This window comes from Phycisphaerae bacterium (genome assembly GCA_035384605.1).
Taxonomy (GTDB): Bacteria; Planctomycetota; Phycisphaerae; order UBA1845; family PWPN01; genus JAUCQB01.
Genome location: DAOOIV010000045.1, coordinates 20512 through 40196, shown reverse-complemented (window position 1 = coordinate 40196; position 19685 = coordinate 20512). Strand labels below are relative to the sequence as shown.

Annotated in this window: 14 protein-coding genes; 10 read left to right on the top strand and 4 right to left on the bottom strand. The window is 62.0% G+C overall.

Going from position 1 to position 19685, the window contains the following annotated elements:
* On the top strand, window positions 1-208 hold a 208-nt coding region (locus PLL20_11570; GenBank protein HPD30627.1), incomplete at its 5' end, for a hypothetical protein.
* A 93-nt stretch (window positions 209-301) separates the two neighbouring features.
* On the opposite strand, the gene PLL20_11565 is transcribed toward PLL20_11570, so the two are convergent.
* Together PLL20_11565 and sppA are read right to left on the bottom strand one after the other, a co-directional pair.
* Window positions 302-4657, bottom strand: a complete 4356-nt coding sequence (locus PLL20_11565) for a thrombospondin type 3 repeat-containing protein (protein ID HPD30626.1) — start codon at window positions 4655-4657, stop codon at window positions 302-304.
* 693 nt (window positions 4658-5350) lie between these two features.
* Window positions 5351-6358, bottom strand: coding sequence for a signal peptide peptidase SppA (gene sppA, locus PLL20_11560; GenBank protein HPD30625.1), 1008 nt, complete (start codon window positions 6356-6358; stop codon window positions 5351-5353).
* A 115-nt stretch (window positions 6359-6473) separates the two neighbouring features.
* Here sppA and PLL20_11555 point away from each other — a divergent pair, with 115 nt between their 5' ends.
* The 5 genes from PLL20_11555 (at window position 6474) to PLL20_11535 (ending at window position 10897) form a co-directional block, all read left to right on the top strand.
* Window positions 6474-6842 (top strand): metallopeptidase family protein, encoded by a 369-nt coding sequence (locus PLL20_11555; GenBank protein ID HPD30624.1) that lies wholly within the window; start codon window positions 6474-6476, stop codon window positions 6840-6842.
* Window positions 6843-7344: 502 nt separating this feature from the next.
* Window positions 7345-7698 (top strand): hypothetical protein, encoded by a 354-nt coding sequence (locus tag PLL20_11550; protein ID HPD30623.1) that lies wholly within the window; start codon window positions 7345-7347, stop codon window positions 7696-7698.
* 39 nt (window positions 7699-7737) lie between these two features.
* Window positions 7738-8733 (top strand): 23S rRNA (adenine(2503)-C(2))-methyltransferase RlmN, encoded by a 996-nt coding sequence (gene rlmN / locus PLL20_11545; protein ID HPD30622.1) that lies wholly within the window; start codon window positions 7738-7740, stop codon window positions 8731-8733.
* Window positions 8734-9073: 340 nt separating this feature from the next.
* A complete protein-coding gene (locus PLL20_11540; protein ID HPD30621.1) occupies window positions 9074-9673 on the top strand; it encodes a PEP-CTERM sorting domain-containing protein in 600 nt (199 codons plus the stop codon).
* Between the two features lie 399 nt (window positions 9674-10072).
* A complete protein-coding gene (locus tag PLL20_11535) occupies window positions 10073-10897 on the top strand; it encodes a hypothetical protein (protein HPD30620.1) in 825 nt (274 codons plus the stop codon).
* A gap of 358 nt (window positions 10898-11255) precedes the next feature.
* Here PLL20_11535 and PLL20_11530 read toward each other — a convergent pair whose 3' ends face one another.
* Complete coding sequence (locus PLL20_11530; protein HPD30619.1) at window positions 11256-12440, bottom strand: FprA family A-type flavoprotein; 1185 nt, start codon at window positions 12438-12440, stop codon at window positions 11256-11258.
* Window positions 12441-12838: 398 nt separating this feature from the next.
* Here PLL20_11530 and PLL20_11525 point away from each other — a divergent pair, with 398 nt between their 5' ends.
* The 4 genes from PLL20_11525 (at window position 12839) to PLL20_11510 (ending at window position 17778) form a co-directional block, all read left to right on the top strand.
* Window positions 12839-14047 carry a hypothetical protein gene (locus tag PLL20_11525; protein ID HPD30618.1) on the top strand — a complete coding sequence of 403 codons (1209 nt, stop codon included), beginning with the start codon at window positions 12839-12841 and terminating at the stop codon, window positions 14045-14047.
* A gap of 147 nt (window positions 14048-14194) precedes the next feature.
* Complete coding sequence (locus PLL20_11520) at window positions 14195-14914, top strand: DUF1080 domain-containing protein (GenBank protein HPD30617.1); 720 nt, start codon at window positions 14195-14197, stop codon at window positions 14912-14914.
* 527 nt (window positions 14915-15441) lie between these two features.
* Window positions 15442-16425 (top strand): HEAT repeat domain-containing protein, encoded by a 984-nt coding sequence (locus tag PLL20_11515; GenBank protein HPD30616.1) that lies wholly within the window; start codon window positions 15442-15444, stop codon window positions 16423-16425.
* Window positions 16426-16740: 315 nt separating this feature from the next.
* Window positions 16741-17778, top strand: a complete 1038-nt coding sequence (locus tag PLL20_11510) for a Gfo/Idh/MocA family oxidoreductase (protein ID HPD30615.1) — start codon at window positions 16741-16743, stop codon at window positions 17776-17778.
* A 114-nt stretch (window positions 17779-17892) separates the two neighbouring features.
* Here PLL20_11510 and amrB read toward each other — a convergent pair whose 3' ends face one another.
* Entirely contained in the window at window positions 17893-19128 is a 1236-nt protein-coding gene (gene amrB, locus PLL20_11505; protein HPD30614.1) for an AmmeMemoRadiSam system protein B, read from the bottom strand.
* Between the last annotated feature and the right edge of the window lie 557 nt (window positions 19129-19685).

The window sequence follows — 19685 nt, the reverse complement described above, 5'->3', positions numbered from 1 at the left end:
GGGCCACAGGCTGGCGGTGGATGCCACGCCGACCGTTTTTCTGAATGATCGAATCGTGCCCTCTGTTGCTCAAGACAAGCCCGCCTTTTGGGAGCTCATGTGTGAAAGGCTCGGCGGCGAACCGGCAGTCGTCGAACGGTCGGTTACTTCGACTTCGACGGCCCCGTCGCTGACCAAGGCTGAATCCTTGCCCGGTCCGCCTCGTTGAAGCAGTACCGGATCAGCGAAGGCGTCGGTGAGCTGATGTCTGCCGCACCGTCAACAACGACCAACCTCCGAGTCGATTGTTCTTACGTTCCACTCAGTTGGCCGCGCAGGCGGGGGTTATGAGGTCGATGCGGCACCAGTCGTTGCTGTGCACGAGGCTTCCGTAGCCGCCGACGAAGACGGTGGCCCATCCATCGGAGCCGGTTGTCCTGGTGAATGTCAGGGACTTGCTCCCCCATTCGAGCCGCGGAGCGCTTGTCGAGAGGTCGTAGATGTTCGGGTCTGTGCCGCCGTTGTAGTCCACGCGGATCAGGCCGTTGACGCGGCTGGTATCGTTCATCCGGAAGTAAGCCCGGATTGTGTACGGTACGCCCACTTTCAGCCAGACCTGCTGATAGATCACCGACATCTTGGCGCCGGCGGAGGTCCATTTGATCTCCTGTGAATACGAGCCGGAGTAGGCGTCGGTACTGGCGGAGTAGGAGGCGCTGCTTCCGGCGCTGGTCCAACCGGCGGCGACGCCCGAGATGAAGGTCTCGAGGTCGTTGTTGGTGAAGCAGCCTTCAGACGGAGAGACGGAGGTGACTTTGAGCGTTGCGGCGTTGGACGTTGCGCTGCCGTGGGCATTGGTAACGACACAGCGGTAGTCGGCTGCGTCGTTGCCGTCGGCGTTGGTGATGGACAAGGTGCTGGTATTCGCGCCGGAGTAGTGCCCGCCATTGTTGAGGTTGACCAGGTCTTTTTGCCACTGGTAGCTCAGCGGGGCGCTACCAGCCGCCTGCACGGTGAAGACGACAGACTCGCCGGCCGCAATGGACTGGCTGATCGGGTGTAGCGTGATGGCGGGCGGGAAGGGGCCTGCGCATTGCCGGTCCCCCGGAACACCGGCGCCGCTGACACAGCGGGTGAAAAGGGACACGTCGTCCGCGTCCACGTCGTCGTCGTCGTCCAGTTTGGCGCCCCGGCAGGCGGGTTCGGTTTGCGGCACGCTGGAGCCGCTGATGCAGACCTGGAAGAGGCCGAAGTCGGCTTGATCCACGTCTCCGTCCCCGTCCATATCCGCCGGGATGCCCGGGTCGGTCACGTTGACCAGCACGGTATCGGCGGCCTGCACGCTCATTGCGTCGGTGACGGTCAGGGTGTAAGTAGTGGTGACGGCGGGCGAGGCGGTGGGCTGGAGCGCCTCGGGATTGTCCAGTCCCTCTGCCGGTGACCATTCGATGAAGTACGGGGGGGTTCCACCGCTTACCATGCCTTCCAGGATAGCCCGGCCGCCGAGGTTGATTTCCTTGTCCGGTCCGGCGTTGACAACAAGAACCGGCGGGGCGCACGGATTGGAGTCACAGCTCGTGCCGTCGCCTTGATAGCTGCCGCCGGCGGTTGCACAACTGACCGACAGTATTTCACTGCACGTCTGATCCGGCAGGCAACAGGCCCCGGTTTGCGTCGGATCGAGAATGAGGCCGTTGCGCACCGAGATGTTGTCCACGAAGCTGTAACGGGCGGCATCGCTCAGGGGGTTGCCCATGGTCAGGCTGACGCGGTTGAATCCGCCGGTGTAGACGCGGGGGACGGTATGGGGGCCCCGCACGGTCGGGGTGTCGTCGGGGTTGGTAAGCTGAATGGTGACCGTGTGGGAGCGGATGATCATTTTGAAGGTCGTCAGTCCGCCAAAGGAGCTTTTCCACAAGCTGACGGGGTTGCCGTCAAGGTCGTACATCTGCTTGCTGTAGTGCCATCGGAGGCCGTCGAAGTAGCAGGCCGCGCCCATGGTGCCGGCGCTCAAGGCGGCAACCGGATCGCGGTTGACGGCCGTAAAAGAGCCTATCGCCAGGACGTTGTGAACCCGGTCCGCCCGCCAGGGGCCCTGGTCTCCGTTTCCCAGATCCGGATCCTCAGAGGTCATGCCTTGGCGAGGGGCCTGTTCGGCATCGAGCGAGAGTTCAACGTAGAAATTTGAACGGCTGCCGTACGTTTCACCGCGAAAGTCCACCGTGAATTCGAGCGTCAAAGGCTTGTCGTCGGTGCCGAAGAGAACTTTGCCCGTGCCGATACCCACGTTACCCTCTCCATAGGTGCCGGACATGTTCGGTTCGAGATTGGCCGTCATGCGGTACGACGTTTTTGTCGTGTTCATTGCGCCGCCGCCCGGTTCGAGGCCCGTGTTCGTCGCGAACGTTCCGCCGGTTGAGCCGGCGTAGGTATAGGTCAGGGGCCAACGGGCTTGCATTGACGACAGGTTCCAGGAGCCGATCTTCTTGTCGCCGGTCAACATGCCGTCGAAACGCTCGTCGAGTCGGCGGCCGCCAAGGGGGTCGGGATCGCACAGATCGCCGATGGTATCCTCGTCGTCGTCGGCCTGATCCGGGTTGTGCACGGTTGGGCAGTTGTCGCACAAATCGCCCACGCCGTCGCCGTCTGAATCGAGCTGGTCGGGATCATATACGCTGGGACACTTGTCACAGCGGTTGCCCCGGCCGTCGCCGTCTGAGTCGAGCTGGTCGGGGTTGTTCACGTCCGGGCAGTTGTCGCAGGCATTGCCGATGCCGTCGCCGTCTGAGTCAAGTTGGCTGAGATTGTGAACATACGGGCAGTTGTCCTGAGCGTTGAGGATGCCGTCGCCGTCGATATCCGCGTCGCAGGCATCGCCCAGACTATCACCGTCCGTGTTGGCCTGATCAGGATTGTGAACGTTGGGGCAGTTGTCACAGGAGTCGCCCACACCGTCACCGTCCGAGTCGGGCGGGACCGGCATGACAAGCAGCAGGGCCTGGCCTTGGACGATTGCCTCGGCCAACTGTTGCCGGTAGCCGTAGAGGACTGCCGGGTCACGGGTGTAGGCCGAGGTTGACAGGCCTGCAACCACCTCGGCGGGCACGGCGAGCAGTGCCCGGGCCGACTGCACGTAGGCATCGACCTCGGGTGTTGACGGGCAGCGTCCCAGCTTGCCGGCGATGTCCTTGAGCAAGACCAGGTACTCGTAATCCTCGAGACCATCGCGGATGTTTTGGGAACGGATGGACGGCAGCGGCCCGACATTCACCGGTCCGGGGTAGTAAAGACATCCGTCGGCGTCGGTGAAACCGTTGTACTTCTCGCTGTAGAGAGTACGGGCATCCCAATTGGTGTAGGGTCCGCTTTCGATCAGTCCGTTCTTGCTCATGAGCCCGGCAGCGTACAGACCGTGGCCGTAGTTGGTCACCGCATAGTAGAGGAAACCGCCGGGGTTGTACTTGAAAGTCATCGCCCCCATCAGCAGACGGGCCTCGATGAAGGGGTATTCGAGCAGCCAGTTGGCCCCCGTCGGGTGACGCGGATATTCGGCGACATACCACCACATGTCCTTGCCTTCGGCCCGCAACGCCTGTGCCGCCGTGCGGTTGTAGGTGACGGTGCCGGGAACCCAGATGTCCACGACGTCTCTCAGGAAAGAGGTGGTCGGAGAGGTGCCGAAACTGGAATCATAGGCTGTGGTCATCGTGCGGAGACCGGGGTAATCAGAGTGGATACCGGAAAAGGTTGTGTACATCTCCTGGAACTTGTCCGACGGCGCTTCGTCGTAGCCGTAGACGTATGTCTCGTTCAGTCGTCCCAGACTGATGAAGTAGTTGTACAGGGTCGCCAGACCGCTCGCGCTTTGCGTGGGTACCTTGCTGAGGCAGAAGGCATTGTTCAGGTTGAGCCAGGGCGTGAACCAGCCGGGGGACTTCGGCGCGGCATTGTAGATCTCCGTCACGCTCATTCGATGGGCTTGTTGCATCTGGTAATACTGGTTCTGAATCGTGCCTGACCAACTGCCCCCGTAGATCCAGCTTGCCTGCCAGAGGCTGTCCATGGAGAAGGCCGTCGGCAGTGAGGACCGGGCCGGAAGGGTGAAATTCCAGACCCGCACGTTGAGCGACAGGGTTACGGGCGTCTGGCCGGCGGCGGAGACGGTAACTGTGGCCGTGTAGTCGCCTGGCGGCGTGGTGTTGGTGGTGGCGACGTTGACCCAAAACGCCACGCGGTCGCCGGCATTGATGTTGCACGTGTTTTTGAAAGTCAGTAGGGGGTCGGGCCACCAGCCGCCGCTGTCGGTGAGGTTGTAGTTGACCAGGTAGGGAGGGTACTCGATATAGAGGTCAGACCGGGGTTGGGCGGCACCCTTCACGTGGCCGACGAGCCAGACGCTCACCTGCCCATTGAAGGCGCCTTGGCCGCTGGTTGGCTGGAGCGACGATACGGTGACGCTCGCATTGGTGACGTTCTGGTCGGGGATGACGACGACCTGGAAGGCCTCATGTTCCGCTCGGGCCAGCGCCAGGCTGTAGGTGCTGGCGAACGTTCCCTCATAAGGCTCGAAGGGCCAGCCCTTGTGTTGGCCTGCGATCATCACCTTGTGCATGGGGGAAGAGACCCCGACGGTCAAAGCGGCTTGGCTGATCGGCGCGATGCACAGGATCCCTGACATCGCTGCCACAACAAATCGATGCGTTTGCATAACCCCCCCAACCGATCAATCAGTTATCTGGTTGGTATGGAATCCGCAACACGGCCACATGGCCCCGCGTATCCGGGAATCCCCCCGGACCGCCTTGGCCGGCAACGGTTCCGGACGGCGTTTCCCCATTTTATGGCGTTGCCCCCTCTCGCGCCCACCCGTTTTTCCTGCGAACCGCAGGGGGGCCATGTTGGCTTGGCCGGAGGGTACGCCGGACAGGTACGGTCGCGGTTCCGAAAGTGAAGAGCCGCCTCAAGTGCCACGGGCCGCGCGTGCGGTCCGGTCGAAGGGGGCTATTGACAGGAAGAAAACTATAAGGAGGATACCCCATATTCCGATAATAGGACTTTCGGCCGGGCGCGATCCGCTCTGCCGAGGTCGTTCGAGGAAAGGGGACTGCTGTGAAGTGGCGTCGCATGTTGTTGGCAGGCGCACTGGTGGGAGTGACCGTTTGGTGTCTGGGTCAGGTTCAGCAGGTTCACAGCGAGCAAGTGGGCCTCAGTCGCCCCGAGCCGCGGATTCAGGCCGCTGAGACGTCTGAAGGCTCCGTTGTTGAAGCGCTGCAGTCGGCATCGTCCCGTCGAGGCACGCCGCGATGACCTCTCTGCGGCGAACTGCCTGGGGCTGCCTGCATAACAAAGGGTAAGCCCGAGCTCCGTCATATCATGGTTCTGGGACCCAGAGGTACATGAATTGTGGCTCGGGTCGGACCCATGTCGGGGGCACGGTCACGTTGATCAGATTGACCTGAGGCTGGGCCGGAGGCGACTCGGCGTAAATGTTGGGTTTCCAGTTGAGCGGCCGGTGGTAGGTAACCACCTTCACCTTCTTGAGTCCAACCTGTTCCTTCACGCCGGCAACGGCGTCGCGAAGCGTTCCGATCTCGTCGATCAGTCCGAGCTCAAGAGCCTGCTGCGCGGACCAGACCCGCCCGTCGGCGATCGTTCGCACTTGCTCTTCGGTCAACTTGGGCCGGCCGTCGGCGACGACCTTGACGAAGCGGTCGTAGAACTGATCGACCAGGGACTGAAACACCTCGCGTTCTTCCGGCCTCATCTCGCGGAGCGGCGAACCCGCATCCTTCATTTTTCCAGACGTGATCGCGTCAGCTTTCACACCGATCTTGCTCATCGTGCCGGCGAAGTTGATCATCTGCATGATGACGCCGATGCTTCCGGTTACGGTGGTCGGGTGGGCAACGATGCGGTCGGCGCCGCAGGCGACATAGTAACCTCCGCTTGCGGCGACGTCGGAAAGTACCGCGACCACGGGACGCTTGCCCTTGGTTTCCTTCTTGAATCGCAGCACTTCGGAGTACATGATGTCGCTGGCGGTCACGCTGCCGCCGGGGCTGTTGATTCGCAGGATGAGCGCTTTAACGGACTTATCCTTGGCCGCCTTGTCGAGTTTCTCGATCAGCAGCGAGACGGGATGCTCGCCGTCGCTGAAAAGGCCGCTCTGCTGGCGGTTCATGATGATCCCGTCGACGTCGATGAGGGCGATCTTGGGAGTCAACAAACCGCCCTCGTCCAATACCACGGACTCTTCCAGCGTCCGGTCGGCCGGAACGGGAGTGATCTTGAACGACTGTGGGCCGCAGCCGGTCATGGCGGCGAGGGACAGCGTGAAGAGCGTCAGGACAACAGCTCGGACGTTGTGATTGTGGTTCATTACGGGCTATACTCCTCCATGAAATCGGCGGTGGAGAACGTCGGTTCTGCCGGTCGATATTGTAGAGCCTGCGCGGTTGGCGAGCCAGTATCCCGGAGGGAGGCTGTCTGTGCGGATGAGCGATGACGAATTCGAGCTGGTGGTCGACGAGGCGATCCAATCGATTCCGGAAGGGTTTCACCGCTATCTTCAGGACATCGCGGTAGATATCGAGGAGATGCCCGATGAGGATACCTGCCGCGAGATGGGCATTGGGGATCCCCGTTCGCTGCTCGGCTTGTATCGGGGGACACCGCTGACGGAGCGGCATGTGGAGGATCCCTATCGCTATCCCGAGCGAATCGTCATCTACAAACAAAACATCGAGCGGATGTGCAAGGATCGCAGGCGTATGATCCGTCAGATCCGCAAGACCGTTCTGCACGAGGTCGGTCATCACTTCGGTCTGGATGAGCGCCAGCTTCGCGAACTGGGGTACGATTGACGTCGATTGGGGTGCCGCCCCATGCCGGTGTGCCGGTCGCGACTTCGGGTATTGCTCTCAGGGCGGGTCCGACGATCCTGTCCGGCCGTCGCTTGCGAGAATGGATCTGCCACAAAGCTCAATCGCCTTGCCCTGTACGTCATGGCCGGCTGGTACGTCTCCCCCGGATGCTCCTCGATCCGATTCGTCGGCGTCTGGTACGTCAAGGTTGCCCGGGCGGGCGGCGGACGGAGAGCGTCGGCGACCACCATGTAGTTGATCATGAGCATCTCATACAGGTGGTCGTATCGGGATCGGGCGGCGGCGCGCCGGAATGGCTGCCTGTCCCCGCCTTCGCACGGTGAGCTCGCCTCAACTGTCGGGGGGGAACGCCCACTCGGTTTCGGTCCAGGAGCAGAGTAGGATGGGAAGAGATGTGCTTTCGCTCTGTCGCCGGCTCATTGCCCGTGTGAGAGCGATCGGTCTTCAGTCGTGACCCGACTGGCAGGGGATCACAGGCGCGTTGATGCACGCAAAAGGACGACGGCTTGCGCCGGTGCTCGTTTTCGCCATGTTGGCAGGCGCAAGCGGCTACATCTGGTGGCTGACCAGCCCGCGCGAGTTCCGAGGCAAGTTGCTGCACGGACCGGGCATGGCCGGAATTCCGGAGGACCCGCCCCCTCTGGCCTACTTGGTCATGGCGGATGGAAGCCACGAGTTGGACATACCTCGACACATGGCGGATCGGGATTTCCGTCGGCGGTTGATGGAAATGGACGGCAAGCAAGTGATCGTGCGGGGAAAACGGGCGATTCGCCGTACCATGTTAAGGAGACACCGGGCCATCCGCGTTCTGGATTTGAGATTGTGCGAATAGACCGGAATCGTTCAGTGATCAACGAAAGGAGACCGGCTGGTGGACGTTCTGGGGATGACGTTTGACGAGGTTCGGTCGGCGGTTGGTGCCCGGGTGCACGAGATCAAGGCGCTGCGGGCCGAGTACCGCGCGGCGCTGGCGGGCCATGGGGGTGATCGGATGCGGGCCGACCTGCTGCCGGTAGTCCGACAAACCGAGGACGGCGATTTAATCAAGTTCGTGCAACGCACGCACGACGGCTTGGAGACCGAGAGCGTCATGGTTCCCATGCGGCGGCACGGGAGGGAATGGAAGTCGCTGTGCGTCTCATCGCAAATCGGTTGCGCCCGCGGTTGCGTGTTCTGCGAGACGGGCCAGATGGGTCTGGTGCGTAATCTGTCGGTGTCCGAGATTGTCGGGCAGGTGGTCGCGGTGAGAACCCACTTCGGGCAGAAGGTCCGCAACATCGTCTTCATGGGCATGGGCGAGCCATTTGACAACTTCGACAATGTGGTCCGGGCCGTTGCAGTGCTGAACGATCCGGCAGGGCTGTCGATTTCCTGTGAGCGGATCGCGATCTCCACCGTCGGGCGAACCGAGGGGATCAGACGATTGGCTGCAATGGGCCGGCGTCGGATCAATCTGGCGATTTCGCTCAATGCTCCGAACGATGAAATCCGCTCGCGAATCATGCCGGTGAACCGACTCGAACCCATGGACAAGCTTCGCGAGGTCCTGTTGGCCTACCCGTTGCGTAGGTGCCAGTTTCTCATGATCGAGTATGTATTGATCCCTGGCGTCAACGATCAGCGCGAACATGCTCTTCAACTGGCGGAGTACCTTCGACCGCTCAAGTGCGTCGTCAACGTCATTCCGTACAACCCGCGGCACGAGTCGCCCTGGCCGGCACCTGATGAGCAGATCGTCAGGCAGTTCATTGTCTGGCTCAAGGAAGAAGGGCAGGTCGTGAAACGGCGCCTCACCAAGGGCCGCGAACACATGGCTGCGTGCGGACAGCTCGGGAACCGCGAAATGGTCCGTGGCCGGCGCGGCTAGCGCCCTCATCATGCCGGCCGGGGTCCCCCTCGATGGCCGATAATCCATCAACGGACTGGCCCGGGACAGGTACAGCGCTGCAGCAAGGCGATCATAAAACCTTTAAGGAGAATAACTAATGTCGTTATCGGCCCAGCGACCCCAAAAGCTAGGTTTTTTTCGGAATGCCCCTTGCAAAACGGGGAGGGCTGCCATACCATGAAGCACTGGAAAAGCTACGGCGGAGTCGTCGTAGCGTGGGGAATTGCAGGGGTAAAGCATAGGAGCGTGGAAAATGCACACGTCTACGAGTCGACTCGGTTTTGTATCTGCGCTTGTTGTTTTGGTTTGTGGCGTGCCCATGGCCTCGGGTGCGTTTTTGCCGGTCGGCGGGACCCTGTACCCGGCACCGCTGGAACTGGACCCACTGCCGGGCCTTGTCCTGTTCACCACTGGTCCGCTGCCGTTTGTAGGCGGTGCATTCAGCGGCGCGCTTGAGTCGGTGGTGATTGCCGGTGATCCCACGAATCCGTGGGGCGGGCTCACCTTTGCCTACATGGTGAGCAACAATGCGGGCAGCACAAACGACATCGGTCGTCTTACCGTCATTGATTACACGGGTTGGCAGACCGATGCGAGTTATCAGGCGCCAGGAACGTCAATGCCCCCACTGCCTTTGGGCGGCGCGGTACCTCCGGCGTATATCAATCGTTCGACGCCGGATGTGGTCGGTTTCAGTTTCGCGGGCTTCCCGCTCGGCCCGGGTGTACTGAGACCGGGCATGAGCAGCACGTGGCTCGTCGTCCAGACGGACGCCCCGAGATGGGTCCATACTACGGCGTACGTCATTGATGGTTCGATCGCCAGCGTTCCCAGCGTTGGACCGATCCCCGAACCCGCCGCGCTGGCCCTTCTGGGGCTCGGCACGGCTTTCGTGCTCCGTCGGCGCAGGCACGCCTGATTTTTGCCGACATTCGTAAAGGTTATTCAGCCGCCGCCCCCAGGGGTGGCGGCTTTTTTTTCGATGTACGGCTTCGTCGAGGAAAAAGGAGTGAACGGTTCATACGGAAAAAGGCCCAACCCGGTGAAGGTGTACCCTGCCCAGGGCGAGAGTGGCGGGTGGCGCCCGCTACAGGTCGCGCGGCTTCTTCCAGACGCCCCAAACGGTCTCGACGCGGCCTGGGGGGTGAGGTATCATACCAGGGTGCAGCGTAGGGCTCTCTAAGGCGGAGGGACGGGTTCATCGTTTGGTCGGCAAGATGCCTGTCCCGCGCGACGATTGCCTCTACGCTGCCGTTTAGCGTTCAGTCATCCTGACGAGGAGACCCCGGGACCATCTACCGGGCAGGAGGGAAAGATCATGAAGAAGCCATCCCTGTTTGCAGCCGCATCAGCCATCATCGTGGTCACGATTCTTGCCGTTCCGGCGCCCATGCTCGCGGCACCCTTGCTACCGGGCGGGATGCTGTATCCTGTCCCGGGCGAGCCGGACCCTGTCGGCGGTGAGGTCATTGCCGGCGCGGTCGCGGTGCCTCTTGTAGCGGCCACCTTCAGCGGCAGCGCGACCACGATGGTCATTGCCGGAGACGCTTCAAATCCTCTCGGCGGGCTCACATTTACTTACCAGGTGACCAACCATCCCGGCAGCGCCAACGTGATCACTCAGTTGGGGCTGGTTGGCTTTGCCGGATTGATGGTGGACGCGAGCTACCAGGTACCCGGCGAGGGCAGACCGCCGGCGAGTATCAGCTTGTCCAGCACCGGGGACGGAATCTTCTTTACATTCCTGGCCGGAATTGGTCCTGGGGCACTCGACCCGGGGAGCAGCAGCGCCGTGCTCGTGTTGCAGACGAATGCGTCGAATTACTGCAGGACGAAGCTCTCGGCCATCGACGGTTCCGTGGGCGAGGCGGCGAGTTACGCCCCTGCCGTGGCGGCGGACTTCGATCACAGTGGCTTGGTGGATTCGACCGATTTCGAAATCTTTGATGCGTGTGCGACCGGTCCCGGCGTGCCATATCGTCCGGGGCATCTTCCGCCGGACTGCATCCTCACGCCGGACGCCCAGGACAAGATTGCGGCCGATTTCGACGCCGACGGGGATGTCGACCAATCCGACTTCGGTCTGTTCCAGCAATACCTGAATGCCCCTCAAGCGCCGGAACCGTCGGATCGCCCAGAGTAAGGAATCGAGCCGCCGATCTTCCGGGCGGCGGCGGAGCCGTGCCGGATGCCGACAAGTCGAGCGGCAGGTCCGAGTCGCGGGCTGCGCGGCGAAGGTACGGCGTCTTACCGCGTCCGTGTTCGCCCGATGCGAGGGGCGTTTCCGGTCGGTCAGTTGTGCGCCGGCGGGCAGCCTTCCCGTGGGACGCCGCAGCTTCGGCTGCAACGGCCGAAAGCCGCCGAAGGCAGCCACCGAATTGGCAAGAGTCGGCAACCCGAAAAGGACGCTGGAAAGCCTCGATTCCCCGGCGCCTAGGCCTCTTCGATCTGAGTCTCGGCAGCGGGTATAGCCCTATGCCGTTCGACGTGAGCCGGCTGGTCTACGTTCGGACCAGTTCGTCTTGGTGATGAGCCTTGGCGACGGCGTCGGCCAGCTTATCGAGCTGCGCAAAAGTCTCCGCCGTCGGCATTCCTTTGTGCAATACCGTTCCGAGCACCTCGACCTTCAGGTTTGGAATAAGGCCGGTGATCTGTTCGATCGCCTTGCTGCTCCAGCCGTAGGAGCCGATGATTGCGGCATACTTGAGCTTGGGGCGAAGCAGATCGGTCAGATGCGCGGCGTAGTGGACGGCGGGGTGTGGGCCGACGTGCACGGTCGGCGTGCCCACGATCAACGTAGCCGCATCCACCAGGGCGATTGCCAACTTGCCAATGTCGGCGACTGCCAGATCGAAAACATGGACAGTGACGCCGCGATCTGCCAGGGCGGCGACGAGGTGTTTGGCCATTGCTGCCGTACTTCCGTGCATGCTGACATAGGGCAGGACAACCTCGTTCTTCATTGTCGGTGACACCCAATCCTGATAGGCCTCGATAATGAACTCGGGCTTGTCATAGACCGGGCCGTGGCTCGGGGCGATCTTGCGAAAATCGAGGGCACGGATCTTCTCCAGGTTCCGGGTGATCACTTTGCGGAAGGGCATCATGATTTCCGCGTAGTAGCGTTTGGCGGCCTCGTAGACGCGTGCCTGGTCGGTGACATACAGGTCGGTAGTCGCCAGGTGCGAGCCGAAAAAGTCGCAGGAGAACAGGCATTTATCCTCGGGAATGTAGGTGCAGATCGTTTCGGGCCAATGGACCCAGGGTGTCTCGACGAATTGCAGCGTTTTTCCGCCCAGGTCGATGGTCTGGCCGTCGGTGACCGTCCGGATATGTTCGTCTGGCACGTGCAGATGGGTGGTCAGGAGATCTCGCGCCTTGGTGCTGCAGACCAGTGTGGCGTTGGGAAATCGCTTGAGCACGACGGGTATGGCGCCCGAATGGTCCTGCTCGGAATGCTGCGAGATCACGTAATCGAGGTGCCCCAGGCCTTCGAGCTCTCTCATCAGCTCTTCCTGGAGGGCCGGGTCGGCGCTGTCGATCAACGCGGTCGCGCTGTTGCCCCGTACCAGATAAGCGTTGTAGCTGGTGCCGTCAGGCAGGGGAATCAATGAGTCGAACAGCCGCCGCTCCCAGTGAACCATCGCGATGCAATGGATGCCGTTGCCGATTTCTCGCGCGTGCATGTTTTCTGTCCCTTTTCGGTTCGCTTGCGTCTCCAATATGGCCTGCCTGTTGTCGACTCATGCCGCCCGCGGCCGGGCCGTACGAGAAACGCCGGGGGCAGGAGGCGATCGCGGCAAGCCCGTTTTTCGGCTGTTCGTCGGCCTACTTATGATAGACCCCATTTGGGCCGTTGGTCACAATGGTTTTCATGCTGCCGGCCGTTGGGCAGCGTTAGCCCGCGCCCCCACCGGTTTTCGACCGAAGGGGAGTATACTGAAATCCGTGTCTTTCGGACAGGAAGGCATACCAGAAGAGCGGCCGGCGGGGGGGCGCGGTTCGCGAGGTTGCCGATTCCCGGGTATCTATTAGCATAGGGTGCGGAAGTCCATCTGCGCTTGTTCAACAAGGAGACACGACCATGCGCGTATCAACTGCGACACGGCTGCTCATTATTGGGTCAACCCTGTCAGGAGCTGTCTTCGGGGCGGAGGTCAAGCGGGTGGCACCGGAGGACTTCGCCATCCTGCCCTGGGGCGGCACGAAGCCCGACCCGGCGGTGCTGAAAGAGATTGCCGACTGCGGATTCAACTTGGCCGGGTTCGTGCCCCCCGAGGGGCTCGATGCGGTCCAGGCGGCGGGGCTCAAGTGCATTGTCTCCGGGCACAACACGCACGTGGGCGATGCCGAGGCCAAACTGGATGAAGACGAGATTGCCAGACGCGTCGAACCGCTGGTCAAGCAGGTGGGCAAGCATCCGGCCCTGTTCGGGTATTACCTGCGCGATGAGCCGACGGCCCATGCGTTTCCCGGTTTGGCCAATTGGGTGGCCGTTTATCGCAAGGTCGATCCGGACGCTCGTTGTTACATCAACCTTTTTCCAAACGTTGCCTCGATCCCCCAGTTGGGGGTCAATACCTACGACGAGTACGTGGAATCGTTCGTCACCATCGTCAAGCCCGGTTTTATCAGCTATGACCACTACGCGCTGATGGACGACGGTTCGTTGAAGGACGGCTATTTTCAGAACCTTGAGTCGGTGCGAAGGATCGCCCAGAAGTACAACCTGCCGTTCTGGAACATCGTTCTCTCGAACGCGCACTTCCACTACGCCGAGCCGAGCGAAAACGGCCTGCGGTTTCAGGCTTACACGACGCTTGCCTACGGCGCCCGAGGCATCAGCTATTTCACCTACTTCGCCCCGCCCACGGGCAACTACCGTCTTGCGCCGATCGATCAGTTTGGGCATAAGACGGCGACGTGGGACATGCTGCGGAACGTCAATCTGCAGATTCATCAGCTTGCCCCAACGTACATCAAGCTGAAGAGCGTCAATGTCTTTCATCATCCCGACGTGCCGAAGGGGTGCCAGGACCTCACAAGCAGCAAGTTCATTCAGGAAGTGAGCGGCGGGAGATTCGTGGTGGGCGAGTTTGAGGGCCCGGGTGGCCGGTCGTTCGTGATGGTGGTCAACAAGGACCTTCACAAATCGACCAGTTTCACGATCAGGTTCAAGCAGGCCGGTCGGATCATGCAGGTCAATTCCTACTCCGGCGGGCTGCACCCCTGGGCCGGTGAAAACAACTGGCTGGCACCCGGTCAGGGCATGTTGTTGAGCCTGGAGCAATAGAACCTTACGGCCGGAAACCTGTGTGGGTTGCGCGCGTGTTTCCGGATCGCAGTGCGCTTGGATTGCGGCCCGCAAAATGGCGGTTCGCCTCAGGGTCTGAGGTTGATGCATCGCGGCGTTGGTTCATCGTGAGCGGAGAACTGGTCGTTGAGATACTCCACGAAAGGTTTGGCGGCGATTTGTGCGTTTGCAGCGGCGGGTTGTGTGGACAAGGTGCCCGTGGCGAACGTTCCCCCCGGTGTCCGACCGTCGGTCCCGGATCCCGCGGCGTCCCGGCCGTCGGTGCTGCTGGAGGCCGCGCCGGGTGAATGGGTCAGCCTTTTCGACGGCAAGACGCTGAGTGGGTGGCGTGTTCTGACCGAGAAGGCGTTTGTGGGCCACAAGGAAGTTCGCGTGGATAACGGTACGATCGTGATGGAACGCGGCCAGTTGCAGACGGGTATCGGCTGGGATGGTGCCTTTCCGAGCGAGAACTACGAGGTTTGGTTGGAGGCCATGCGAACCGACGGGCACGATTTCTTCTGCGGGATGACTTTTCCGGTCGGTCAGGAGCCGTGCACGCTGATTATCGGGGGCTGGGGTGGTTCGGTGGTAGGGTTGTCGAACGTCGACCACATGCCCGCGGCCGAGAACATGACCACCAACAGCATGTCGTTTGAGAGCAACCGATGGTATGTCATCCACTTGCGGGTCACGACGAAGAAGATCGACGTTTGGATCGACGATCAGCACATGATCAGCCTGGAGCGGGAAGGTCGCAGCTTCAGCGTTTGGTGGGAGCAAGAGGCGGCCCGGCCCTTCGGGATTGCCAATTGGGATACTGGAAGCGCCCTCCGGCACATACGCTTCCGGCGGCTGGCAAATTGAAAGCCCGTCACCCAGATTGTGCGGCCTTTTCGGTGTCATCCGTGCCGTGTTATCGGACGCGCGGACAAGCCATACGGGTGTCCTGGGGGTCAGCTTTCGAAGATGTGGTAAATACCCCCCATGTTCTGGCCGAATCTTGAAGTACCGTCAGCGTTGCTTTCGCCGTTGTCGTCCTGTCTGAGGGCGACTGGCAGGCGGTGGTCTCCGGTTACCGATGAGCAGGCCGAGCCGCTGGGTTGATGGCAAGCGTCGATTTCCGCCGGGGGGCGCGACCCACGCTCTTATTCTTTGAGGGCCCCCCGCAGCCAGGGGTTGAAGGACTGAAAAAGACGCGGAGGCGGGTTATCAGGAAGTTGACCGTTCATTCAGGCGTCTTCGGCGGCCGGCCGATTTGCCTTGAGATCGCTTTTCAGGCGTGGGGCTGACTTGCGGCCCTTGAGCGAGGTCGTGGGCTCAACGAAGCGCGTAAGTTGTTCCGATCATAGCAAAGGTTCAGGACTGCAAGCGAGATCCTATTGGCCCGGGCCATGGATGAGACTCAGATACAGACGACCGTGGATGCGCGGGATGCCGAGATCCTGGAGATGCTCCTGGAGGTGGATGAACAGGCGAGCCGCGAGGACTCCCGCTGGGCTGAGAAGAGGGCCCATGTGCGCAAGACGGCGCGCATCCCGTGCGAAGTCAGGTTTATCGGCCCCGACGGCGAGTCGGTGCTCTACACCGTGGGAAGAACGCGTGAGGTTGCCGCGGGTGGCTTGAGCTTCTTGAGCCGTCAGCATTTTGCCCGGCGTTGCGGTATTCTGGTCAGCCTTTCGCTCAGCGGCGGCAAGATCCGTTCTCTTTCAGCAAAAGTGGTCTATTCGCGCTGGCTGCGGGAAGGATGGTACCTGACCGGCGTTCAGTTTGGTGCTGCAGAAGACCCGCGGCTTGATCCTCGGAACTACAACCAGGTCGTTGTCCAGGAAGCTCGCTACGGCGATGAAAAGGACTCGGTCGAGGACGACGACAAGGTCCCGTCGCGTCAACGAGTGCTGCAGTTTCTGGCGATGGTTTCGGCCGCTCACCGGCGAACGAAGAGTATGGTCGCCAAGGTCGTCATGGCCTCGATGTCTTCGGATCACGTTGTTCGTCGCGCGTGCATTCCCGTTTTGCAGAGCATGGCCGGCAGGGAAGGTTTGACTTGTCTTGTCTCCATGCTGCGGGATAGTAACCCAGAGATTCAGGGCGAGGCGGCCGAGGCGCTGGGGATGATGGGGCATCCGGAGGCCCTGGAACCGCTGCAACAGCTTCTGCATCATCAGGACGACGCCGTTGCCGTCCGCGCCGCCGAAGCCCTGGCCCGGTTGGGTAGCTGGAGCTGCAAGCACGTGATCTTGCGCCTGCTGATTCTGGAAGGGCCGGTCAGTCGTCGCGCAGCCCGGGCGCTGGGCCTGTTGGTGGGACGCGATTTCCGTCCCAACGCGGAAGGCGTTGAGCAGGCACGCAAGTATGCCCAGGAGCACGATCTCTGATCGCCTCGCCTCGTTCATAGGCGGATCAAGGGTTTCCTTACCTTGGAACCTTACGGCCAGACATCTGTGCGGCTTGCGCGCATGTCTCTGGATCGCAGATCGCTTGGGTTACGGCCCGCGAAAAGGCGGTCCGCCTCAGGTGTTCATTTCTGCCACCCGCTTGCTGTTTGAGAGAGGTTCGAGTATCTGTCTCACATCCATCGTGTGATAGCGGTCTCGCGTCCGGCGGGTGACGGCCCGGCGTGAGCTTCTCGGCACGACTGTACCGCTGCAACGAGCGCTGTCGGCGCACCGATGGTCGGCAAGGAGGCACCGATGATGAAGGTTGGCCTGATGGGCCTTGGGAGGGGCGGGCAGATCGTGGCCGAGGCGCTTTTGTCAAGCTCCTGGTGTCAACTGGCCGCGGTGGCAAGCAGGAAATCGCATCGGATTGACCGGTTCGTCGAAAGGCACCCGGAGATCACGGCCTACGACGACTTCCGGTCGCTCATTGTCGAGAATCCGCTGGATGCGCTTTTCGTGGCAGTTCCTCCCTTTCTTCGCGGGAAGTATCTGACGCTGGCGGCTGAGCATCGCTGCCCGGTCTGGATGCTTTCACCGGCGGCGCGGCGGTTCGACGAGTCGGTCGAGATCATGGAACGGTTCGAAAAGGCGAGGTGTCCGATCGTGGTGTCGCGGAGTTGGGGGATGGAGCCGTCGCTGCAGCCGGACGCGGTCGGCCTGGATCGGCTGGGACGCTTCTTCCTCGCGGTGGGCGGGGTGTATCTCTGCACTGGTGAGGACCTTGACTGGCGGGGAGACTCGGTCCGGGCTGGCGGCGGTGTGCTGCTGGACCGCGGTTACGAGCTGTTGGACACCGTGGTGAAAGTAATGGGGTTACCAGCGACGGTGTATGCGGCCGCCAAGGGCGTATCGCGGCCTGGAACCCGGTTTCCCTATGACACCGAGGATACGGCGGCGCTGATCTGTCAGTTCTCCGGCGGAGCGGTGGCGGCGGTGACCGCTTGCTGGACCTCCGGACCCGAGCGGTGTGAAATCGAGTTTTTCGGGACCGGCGGGACGCTTCGTATCGATTCGCGGTGCGTGCTGTGTCGCGACCGGGCTGGGGAGAGAACGCTGGCAGAGCTGCCGCGGGCCGCCAATCCGTTGCTCGCCTCGGTCGAAGATTTTTTGTCCTCTCTCAAGAGCAAGTCGGAGCACTTCCGGTCTTCGATTCGCGACCACCTGGCGACCATGGCCGTGATCCAGGCGGCGTACTTGTCCGCGAGGACGGGCCAGCCCGAAAGCCCGGGTGCCATTCTCAGAATGCATGACGTTAACCCCCGCATTGTCCACCGCGACGCCGGGGAATGAAGAACGGCGAACGCGTAATTGAGGATGGGGCTTGTTCCGTCGCGATCGGCGAAATGCGCCGGCACACGGCTTGGTCCGCGAGCGCGACCCTTGGATGCTTGCACAACTGAGGGGTTATTTCTCCCACACCGCGATAGCGGCGCAGGTTACGCCGTTGCCTGCCTGGGGACTGGCGGCCTGATGATAGGTCAGCAGTTCAGGTCGGGCGCCGCGCAGGGCGGTCATCATGGCGTAGATGCAGCCCGCGCTGCACACGCGGGTGTCGTTCTCACGGGACTTGAGCACGCTGACGAAGGCCTCGCATCCCTGGTTGATCAAGGCGTCGAGTGCCTCCCGGTCTTTTTGCTCGACCTCTTGGAGGAAGGCGGCGTCGAGATCCCGCTCGTCTCCGAACTGCCCGCCAACGTGGCTGAGGTCCGCCCCGGCCACGATCAGGGTAGGCGTGCGATCCGCCCGGATCAACTCGCCGATAGCCTCACCCAGATCGCGGAGGTCTACTCCCTTGCCGTCGTACGGGGCCGTGCCGGTCGGTCCGCAGACGTCCGGGCAGAGTACCGGAACAATCTCGAACTGCTCGGGGCGGAGCAGGTGTTGGAGGATCAGCAACTGCAACTCGACGGAGTGCTCTCTCTGATGGTCGAACTCGTGCTCGCAGAGGCTGGTCCCGAGTTTGTTTTCGAGAGCTTCGATGAACGCGCGGTCTGTCCCGGTGGTTCCGAGCGGGGTCTGAAAATCCTTTCGTGTGGCCACGGCTGATGAGGCTTGGCCGAAATGGTTGGTTCCCAGGATGATTACCCGTCGGGGCGGCTGTGTGGCGGCCAGCATCCGGTATGCCCTGGAATAGGCCGGCGCCCCCCGCGGGTAGTCCAGGTGAGGTGCGACCAGACCGAGCAGCCTGCGGTTGGACCTGGCCGGCATATCCTGGCCGTCGAACAGCATCTTCTGGATGACGGTCCCCATCTGGCCCGGTGGGGCCCCGAAGGACTCCTCGCTGCCCGAGATGCGTGCCGGGGCGGCTCGATAGGCTTCGACCAAGGAGTTGAAATAAGCCTCGAAGGCGGGGCTGTCGAGGAAATGGGCCTCATCGAGTTGTCGGACCATGTCTTCAAGCTGCTGCCGGGGCAGGATCTGGAGGGTGTGGCGGGCAAAGATCTCCTGGATGTCCAGCAGGCCGTGTTCGCCGTCCATGAGCGACAGTATGAACATGGCGACCGGGGACAGGGTAATCAGGCCTGGTGCCAAGCCGCAGGGGTCGCGGATGACATAGAGCGGGCCGCGAGCGTCGTCGCTCACAGGAAAGGCTTCGACGCGCCTGAGCTTGGGTTTATCGGGCAGCGTTGTCATTGGCATGGTTCCCCCTATGTGTGCGGCCGGGTGGGCGAGTTGCCCCCAAGGGCCAGTGCTCCCAGGATACCACAAAGCTGCCAGATGCCCCAGACAGGGGCAGGGAAGCAAGCCGCGGGGCCCCCGCCTCCCTGTTTCAGTCGCCGGCCAGGTTGATGCCCTTGGCCCGGCCGCGGTATCATACGCAATCTTATGCAGGGAACGGACGAGTCCCAATCCGATGTATCTGCGCTGAGGCCGGCTTGGCTGGTTGCTCTCGTGCTGGTGGCTGGCACGCTTTCAACGCGTGCGTGGGCCATGCCGATCGAGAACGACTCCGCGAAAACCGGTTCGTCCCGGTCTGATTCCACGACCAGGTCCAGCGACTCCCGACCGGAATCGGAGAACCGCCAAAGGTTTGAAATCGCGCCGCAGGCGGACGTCTGGCACGGCGTCGCGGCACGCCCGCCGGTGGAGCGGCCGATCGGCGCTTCCGGGCATCTTTCCACGGTTGACTTCTGCCAAGCCCCGTGCCGTCGCGGAGCGACGATCCTGTGGATCGAGCCGGCACCGGGGGGTTCGCC